Below are 6,734 nucleotides of genomic sequence, written 5' to 3'. Positions count from 1 at the left end.
TCTTTGATACTCGTGAATGAGTCTTTGATACTCGTGAATGAGTCTTTGATACTCGGCGACGAGTCTTTGATACTCGTGAATGAGTCTTTGATACTCGGCGACGAGTCTTTGATACTCGTGAATGAGTCTTTGAACTCCGTTAATGAGTCTTTAATACTCGACGACGAGTCTTTGAACTCCATTCCCCACTCCCCACTCCCCATCTTCAAGATAAACAGGTAAACCTAGATGATTAAGTTGATTAGTATTTTTCTCAGTTTGTTAATTCTGTTTGGCTGGGGTGCGCCAGTCATGGCACAATCTCAAGCGCCTATTACTGAAGAACAGTTAAAACAAGGCGATGAGTGGGCCAATCAAGCGTTTATAGCGACGAATCAAGGTGATTTTGCTACAGCTGAAACTTACTGGACAAAGATTATTGAGCAATTTCCCACGAATGCGGGGGCGTGGAGTAACCGGGGTAATTCGCGGGTGAGTCAGAATAAGTTACAAGAGGCGTTGGCAGATTATAACAAAGCCATAGAACTAGCACCAAATGTTACCGATCCATATTTAAATCGGGGCGCGGCGTTGGAAGGGATGGGAAAATGGGATTCGGCGATCGCAGATTATAATCATGTCTTAGAACTCGATCCTAATGATGCGATGGCGTATAACAATCGCGGAAATGCCAAAACAGGTTTAGGAAAATGGGATTCGGCGATCGCAGACTATAAAAAATCTAATGAGATAGCCCCAAATTTTGCCTTCGCCCGTGCTAACTACGCCTTGGCTTTGTATGAAATCGGTCAAAAAGAGCAAGCAATCCGTGAAATGCGAAATATCGCCCGTAAATACTCCAAATTTGCTGATGTGCGTGCCGCCCTCACAGCTGCATATTGGGTAAATGGAGAACAAGGTGAAGCTGAAAGCAACTGGGTAGCAGCTTATGGACTTGATAGCCGCTATAAAGATATTGACTGGGTAAAAAATATCCGCCGTTGGCCTCCCAGCCTAGTTACAGCTTTGGATAAATTCTTGAAAATCCAGTAATTAGCAAGTAAATCAAAAGGGATGCGAAGCGATCGCTCCCACCTGATTCTGAGACTTTTTACACTAAGTTACTCTCAAGAACTCGCTGATTTTGCTGACGCTTTCCAGTTACCACCATTGGTACACCACCGCCTGGTGCTAACAGGAAGCTTTTCCGAACTGGCAGTACTGGCTTTGTATCAGCTAGTTTCATTTGCCAATCAGATAGTATAGTTGCCAATACCAGTTTCATTTCAAACAGGGCAAATGCCATGCCAATACAGCGACGATTCCCGCCACCAAAGGGCAAAAATTCAGCTGGAGTAAATTGTCTTTCTAGAAAACGATCTGGCCTAAACTGCTTGGAATTGGGGTATAAATCTTCTCGATGATGGCTCAAATAAATACAAGGAACTAATATAGTCCCAGAGTCAAATTTGTAGCCTACAATTTCTAGAGGTGATTTAACCAATCGATTTAATCCCAACATCGCCACCGGATACAGGCGCATTGTTTCCGAACAAACTGCATTCAAATAGGGTAATCGGAAAATGGCGTTCGGGTCTTTTTTCTCACCCAGGCTATCCAATTCTTGCACCAGTTTTTCACGGACTTCAGGTTGATGATGAATCCAATACAGTGCCCATGCTAAGGAACTAGCGGTAGTTTCATGACCTGCAATCAACAAAGTCATCAATTCATCACGTAATTCTATGTCTGTCATCGGCTCACCTGCTTCATCACGAGCCGCCATCATTAAAGACAGAATATCACTTCGAGACTGGTCAGCAAGCGATCGCCTTTCTTGAATTTCAGCATAGATGAGATCGTCCATTTCCTGCCGCAAACGTAGATAACTTCCCCAAGGACTGCGAGGCCCGAAATCTTGTCGTAATAATGGGAAAAACAGCATTATTGCCCGTACAACAGGTCTTTTTGGATTCAGGATAGCAATCAGTGTTTCTTTGAGTTTTTCATAACGAAGTCCGTCCTTTAGACCAAATACAGCCTTCAAAATCACCTGAAAGGAGATTTCTTGCATGGATGACAAGACTGTAAAGGTTTCCCCGACTGGCCAGTGGCTAGTTACTTGCTTGGTGATTTCACAGATTAAATCACCATAAGCCTGCATTCTTTCCCCATGTAGAGGAGGTGTCAGCAGTTTACGCTGGCGCTGGTGAGGTTTTCCTTCTAAGGATAGTAGAGAATTTTGCCCCAATAAAGGCGTTCCTGAACCTGCTGCTGCACCAGAATCTAATTGTTTGGGATCTGTCGTAAAAATCTGCTGAATCGCTTGAGGATTGCTAATGAATACTTGAGGCGTAAAAACTGGGCCAATTCGGAGAGTGAAGATATCACCATAGCTTTTAGCACAGTCTTCCATGTATTCTAAGGGATTAGTCAACCACTGATACGTTTGTACCCAAGGGTGAGTTTGAGGGCCGTTAGGAAGTTTAAGTGCAGACATTTTTATTAATCTCCCAATGATTAAAGCAAGATTGTTATCAGCCAGTTATTCATGCACCCCTAGCTTGATTAATCTTAGACCACAGATCAAGCAGATGAACTCACCAATTCTTGAATCTGCCTTGGAGTCAATTCTTGGACATTACGCAAAACTACTGCTGCTCCTGCTGCTATTAGTGTCTCACCATAAGCATGACTACGCGCTGCTGTTTCCTGTACGTGGGGAGGTAAAACTCCTACACCAATCCAAGTATGAGAAGAATCTAGACCCCGCGCTTTCTCGACGGTATACATATCTGCTACCGTATCTCCCACATACACGATCGCTAATTTTTGCTCAATTCCATTATCTAATTCACGAACTGTAGCGAAAAGTCCGGTGGGGTCAGGTTTACCTGGTGCATCTTCCATCGCAATCAACACCGGAGATTCCAAACCCAGGCGTTTTTCTAAGACATAGTTCGCAGAAGCACGAGTCGCACCGCTAAAAAATCCCCAAGCAATCCCAGCTTGAGTAAGTTGTTCTAAATAGCTAGGTTGTAATAATAAAGGTTCATTACAGATATACCCTGTAAAATTGTTTGGATCTAGGCCGCGGTAACGCGATTGAAAAAAAGCAACGATCGCACTGTAATCTAATTGCAGTTGTTCGCGGCTCTGTCCTTGGCTTTCAAAATAACGGTAAATTAATTCCTGCGATGCTTCCCAATCGTTATTCCACACGCCTTCAGACTTCAGTAGGTCAATATCTAGCGGGGTTGGACGATATGCTTGGGTAGTAAAATATTCTACGGTATCTGCGATCGCACGACGATAGGAACCGCTAACATCGCGTACAACGCCATCAATATCGAAAATAGCGATCGCCTTTGTAGAAGTTTGTGGAGTCATGGGGTAGGAAGCAAAAGAGTTTTAAATCATCATAAAACGTGAGATCATAACTCAGGTAAAAAATTGGGGTCGAGGGCTTGCTCTGGCGTGAAAGGAGATTGTTCGGGGAAGATAGCGATCGCTAATCCAGTTTCAATCACAGCCAGTCGTCTAGCGGTTTGATAGCTTTCATCGAAAACTTGCTCAAAGTAAGGTTTCAAACTCGGACTTTCCTGAAGTGCCTTTTGGACTCGCCTGCGGTGTTCCAAAATTGTGTACTGCCAACTTTTTGACCGTCTTTCAGTTTGAATTTGATATTTGAGCAGAAGCATCAGCAAGACTTCCAGATTGCTCTCCAATGACCGCTTTTCATTTCTGCCCATCGTTTCAATTTCTTCAATTAAATTCTCTAAATCCAGTTCTGTGAGCCGACCTTGTTTGAGCAGTTCTGCTGTGGTTTGAATCCACAGGTAAAAGTCTTGCTCATATAAATCTGAACCAGATGTTGTTTGAGATTGGGGCAATTGGGCAGTCACGTCGCTTCGCTCCGAATTCAAAATTAACAGCAAAATTTTCTAAATCAGGGTGTGATTATGGCTCAGGTAAAAAATCGGGGTTAAGGGCTTGCTCTGGCGTGAAGGGAGAGTGTTCCGGGAAGGTAGCCAAATGCAATTCCGTTTCATCAGCAGCCAAGAGTCTAGCATCGTCATAACACAGCCCGAAAACTTCATCAAAATAGGGTTTAAGGCTAGGACTTTCTTCTAGAGCTTGTCTGAGGCGTTTGCGATGCTCACGAATTGTTGCTCGCCAACTACCAGAGCGCTTCTCGGCTTGATATTTGTACTTCAATAGATGCATCAGCACCACTTCCAAATTGCTTCTGAGTGCTTTCTTTTCACTCCTGCCCATCGTTTCAATTTCATCAATCAAATTCTCCAAATCCAGTTCTGTGAGCCGACCTTGTTTGAGCAGTTCTGCCGTGGTTTGAATCCACAGGTAAAAGTCTTGCTCATACAAATCTGAACCAGATGTTGTTTGAGATTGGGGCAGTTGGGCAGTCATAAGCCTCTTTAGTTAGCGCCGACTATACCTTATGCTAGCCCAATCTAATTACAGTTTGGTCATTTGATAGGGTATTGCGTTAAAATAAGCGATCGCTATCCTTGTTAAATAATGCCCGGAAATTCCCGGAGGTGTGATTGACCAAGTTTATTTTGAAAATTTTGTGGTTAGACGAGAACGTTGCTCTCGCAGTCGACCAAGTTGTAGGCAAAGGCACCAGTCCCTTGACTAAGTACTTTTTTTGGCCCAGAAATGATGCCTGGGAAGAGTTAAAAAAGGAATTAGAGTCCAAACATTGGATTACCGATCTAGATCGTGTTGAGTTGCTTAACAAAGCAACAGAAGTGATTAACTACTGGCAAGAGGAAGGCAGAAACCGTCCAATGGCAGAAGCTCAGTTGAAATTTCCAGAAGTTGCCTTTACAGGTAGCGCTTGATATTACAAAATTAGCTATTGTCCTGTTCTACAAGCTGCCACAGTTTGATAGTCTTGTCCCGGCTGCCGCTTGCAATTAATTGTGTAACTTTGCTCACAGCAACAGCAGATACTGAGTCTACATGACCAGAGAGAGTAACAATCTCTTCTGCTGTGCTTACCCTCCAAAGTTTAACTGTTTTGTCGCAACTTGCACTTAGGAGCGTTTCGCCATCGGCAGTAAAAGCCACAGCCACCACAGACCAAGAATGGCCTACAAGCGTGCAAATTAGCCGACCAGTGTTTACCTCCCATAATTTAATAGTGTTATCATCACTACCCGTCGCTAAAATTTGACCATCAGGACTAAAAGCGACTGTCAAAACCGCCCATGCATGACCCGAAAGGGTGCCTAACAAGCTATAGCATGGGCGGTTTTCAAATTTTTCCTCAAAGCCTCCAAATGCTCTCAATTGCCACAGGCGAATTGTTCTGTCATAACTAGCGCTGGCTAAAAGCTGTCCTTGGGGACTAAATGCTACTGAATTTATCTTTAATTGGTGTCCAGCTATGGTGCAAATTTCTCTGCCAGTATTGACATCCCAGAGTTTGATTGTCTTATCCCAGCTACCACTAGCGAGAATCTGCCCATCTGGACTGAAAGCAACTGATTTTACAGCCTGTGCGTGTCCCAAGAGGGTGCAGATTTCCTCTAATGTTTCAACCTGCCACAATTTGATAGTTTTATCATTGCTAGCAGTTGCCAGAATTTGACCATTAGGACTAAAGGTAACTGATTTTACAGCTTGGGAATGTCCTGACAAGCTAGCTAGGACTTTTTTAGTATTTAAATCCCACAATTTGATGTTTTTGTCATCACTAGCGCTGGCTAAAGTGTAACCGTCAGGACTAATGGCAAGGGCATTCACACTACTAAATGTCCCAGAATGCTCAGTTAAGGTATGCAAGCATCGCCAAGGAGGATTTGGTAATTTAAAATTTTGAGTTTTACATTCCATACCCATTGCTTGCATAACTTCATCAGCTGATTGAAAGCGGCGGTTAACAGCATTTTGTAGCAACTTGTCGAGAATTTGCGCCAAGCGTAGACTCTTTGAGTCTTGTCGCCAGATATCGCTTACCTTAGTAGTAAAATATTGTTGCCAAACCCAGCAATCGTTAGCAATATCATATAAATCAAAGGGAGGAATCTGGGTAAGTAAGTAAATACAAGTTACACCCAAGCTATATAAATCACTAGCAAAAACCGCTTTTCCTTTTGTCTGCTCTGGTGCAGCGTATTCTGCACTGCCAATACTAGTTTCAGATGTTAGCCGATCGATTTCTGTGACGATTTTCGCAGTGGTAAAATCGACTATGACGAAATCCCCCTTCTTGGTAATTGGGGATCTACGGATGATATTTTGGGGTTTAATATCGCGGTGGATGATGTGGCGATCGCTAATAAACTGCAAAACTGGCAGCACATCTTCTAACAGTTGCCAAATCTGAGTTTCATTAAAAGCACCTTCTTCTTCAACCACCTGAGCTAAATTAGTGCCTGCAATAAACTCTTGCACTAAATAAAAATGCCCGTTCTGCTGAAAATAAGCCAATAAAGCGGGAATTTGCGGATGCTTTCCTAATTCTTCTAGCTTTTGCGCCATTTGCTGAAAATTTTTAGATATTTCGTATTCCAGCGATAATTCTTGAACGACGCAAGGAACTGGCGGAAACTTACCTTCGTCTATTGCGAGGAAGGTTTTACAGAATCCACCTTTACCAATCTGCTTGAGTAAACGATAACGTTCTTCTAAAAGCAAAATTTCTTTGCCTACATAGCATCCACAATAAAATATAGCTGTTTTTAGTTACTTATAACTCGGAAATGCTTACGAGCAAGTATAAA

7 protein-coding genes and 1 pseudogene are annotated in these 6,734 nt (G+C 43.0%); 3 read left to right on the top strand and 5 right to left on the bottom strand.

Going from position 1 to position 6,734, the window contains the following annotated elements; genetic code table 11:
- A pseudogene (locus RMZ42_RS03220) lies at positions 1–222 on the top strand (hypothetical protein); the annotation flags it as partial.
- Between the two features lie 6 nt (positions 223–228).
- Entirely contained in the window at positions 229–1,032 is an 804-nt protein-coding gene (locus RMZ42_RS03215) for a tetratricopeptide repeat protein (protein ID WP_322670039.1), read from the top strand.
- A gap of 58 nt (positions 1,033–1,090) precedes the next feature.
- Here RMZ42_RS03215 and RMZ42_RS03210 read toward each other — a convergent pair whose 3' ends face one another.
- The 4 genes from RMZ42_RS03210 to RMZ42_RS03195 all read right to left on the bottom strand — a co-directional run bounded on the left by RMZ42_RS03210 (position 1,091) and on the right by RMZ42_RS03195 (position 4,410).
- A complete protein-coding gene (locus RMZ42_RS03210; protein ID WP_322670038.1) occupies positions 1,091–2,479 on the bottom strand; it encodes a cytochrome P450 in 1,389 nt (462 codons plus the stop codon).
- A gap of 86 nt (positions 2,480–2,565) precedes the next feature.
- Positions 2,566–3,369, bottom strand: coding sequence for a TIGR01548 family HAD-type hydrolase (locus RMZ42_RS03205; protein WP_322670037.1), 804 nt, complete (start codon positions 3,367–3,369; stop codon positions 2,566–2,568).
- Positions 3,370–3,413: 44 nt separating this feature from the next.
- A complete protein-coding gene (locus RMZ42_RS03200) occupies positions 3,414–3,884 on the bottom strand; it encodes a DUF29 domain-containing protein (protein WP_322670036.1) in 471 nt (156 codons plus the stop codon).
- Between the two features lie 55 nt (positions 3,885–3,939).
- Positions 3,940–4,410: a DUF29 domain-containing protein gene (locus RMZ42_RS03195; protein WP_322670035.1), complete on the bottom strand. Its 471-nt coding sequence runs from the start codon at positions 4,408–4,410 to the stop codon at positions 3,940–3,942.
- 137 nt (positions 4,411–4,547) lie between these two features.
- Here RMZ42_RS03195 and RMZ42_RS03190 point away from each other — a divergent pair, with 137 nt between their 5' ends.
- The gene (locus RMZ42_RS03190) at positions 4,548–4,847 is read left to right on the top strand and encodes a 30S ribosomal protein PSRP-3 (RefSeq protein ID WP_094333099.1); all 300 of its coding nucleotides are present in this window, start codon (positions 4,548–4,550) and stop codon (positions 4,845–4,847) included.
- A gap of 10 nt (positions 4,848–4,857) precedes the next feature.
- On the opposite strand, the gene RMZ42_RS03185 is transcribed toward RMZ42_RS03190, so the two are convergent.
- Entirely contained in the window at positions 4,858–6,648 is a 1,791-nt protein-coding gene (locus RMZ42_RS03185) for a serine/threonine-protein kinase (RefSeq protein ID WP_322670034.1), read from the bottom strand.
- Positions 6,649–6,734 lie beyond the last annotated feature (86 nt).

The sequence above is a fragment of the Nostoc sp. DedQUE05 genome (assembly GCF_034530955.1).
In the GTDB taxonomy this organism is placed as follows: domain Bacteria; phylum Cyanobacteriota; class Cyanobacteriia; order Cyanobacteriales; family Nostocaceae; genus Nostoc.
Note: the sequence above shows the minus strand (reverse complement) of the source record. Positions and strands in the feature narration are given on the sequence as shown.

What these genes read in the sequence shown, in the direction of transcription:
- RMZ42_RS03215 (WP_322670039.1), top strand. Translation starts at nt 229, where the DNA reads ATGATTAAGTTGATTAGTATTTTTCTCAGTTTGTTAATTCTGTTTGGC.
- RMZ42_RS03210 (WP_322670038.1), bottom strand. Translation starts at nt 2,479, where the DNA reads ATGTCTGCACTTAAACTTCCTAACGGCCCTCAAACTCACCCTTGGGTA.
- RMZ42_RS03205 (WP_322670037.1), bottom strand. Translation starts at nt 3,369, where the DNA reads ATGACTCCACAAACTTCTACAAAGGCGATCGCTATTTTCGATATTGAT.
- RMZ42_RS03195 (WP_322670035.1), bottom strand. Translation starts at nt 4,410, where the DNA reads ATGACTGCCCAACTGCCCCAATCTCAAACAACATCTGGTTCAGATTTG.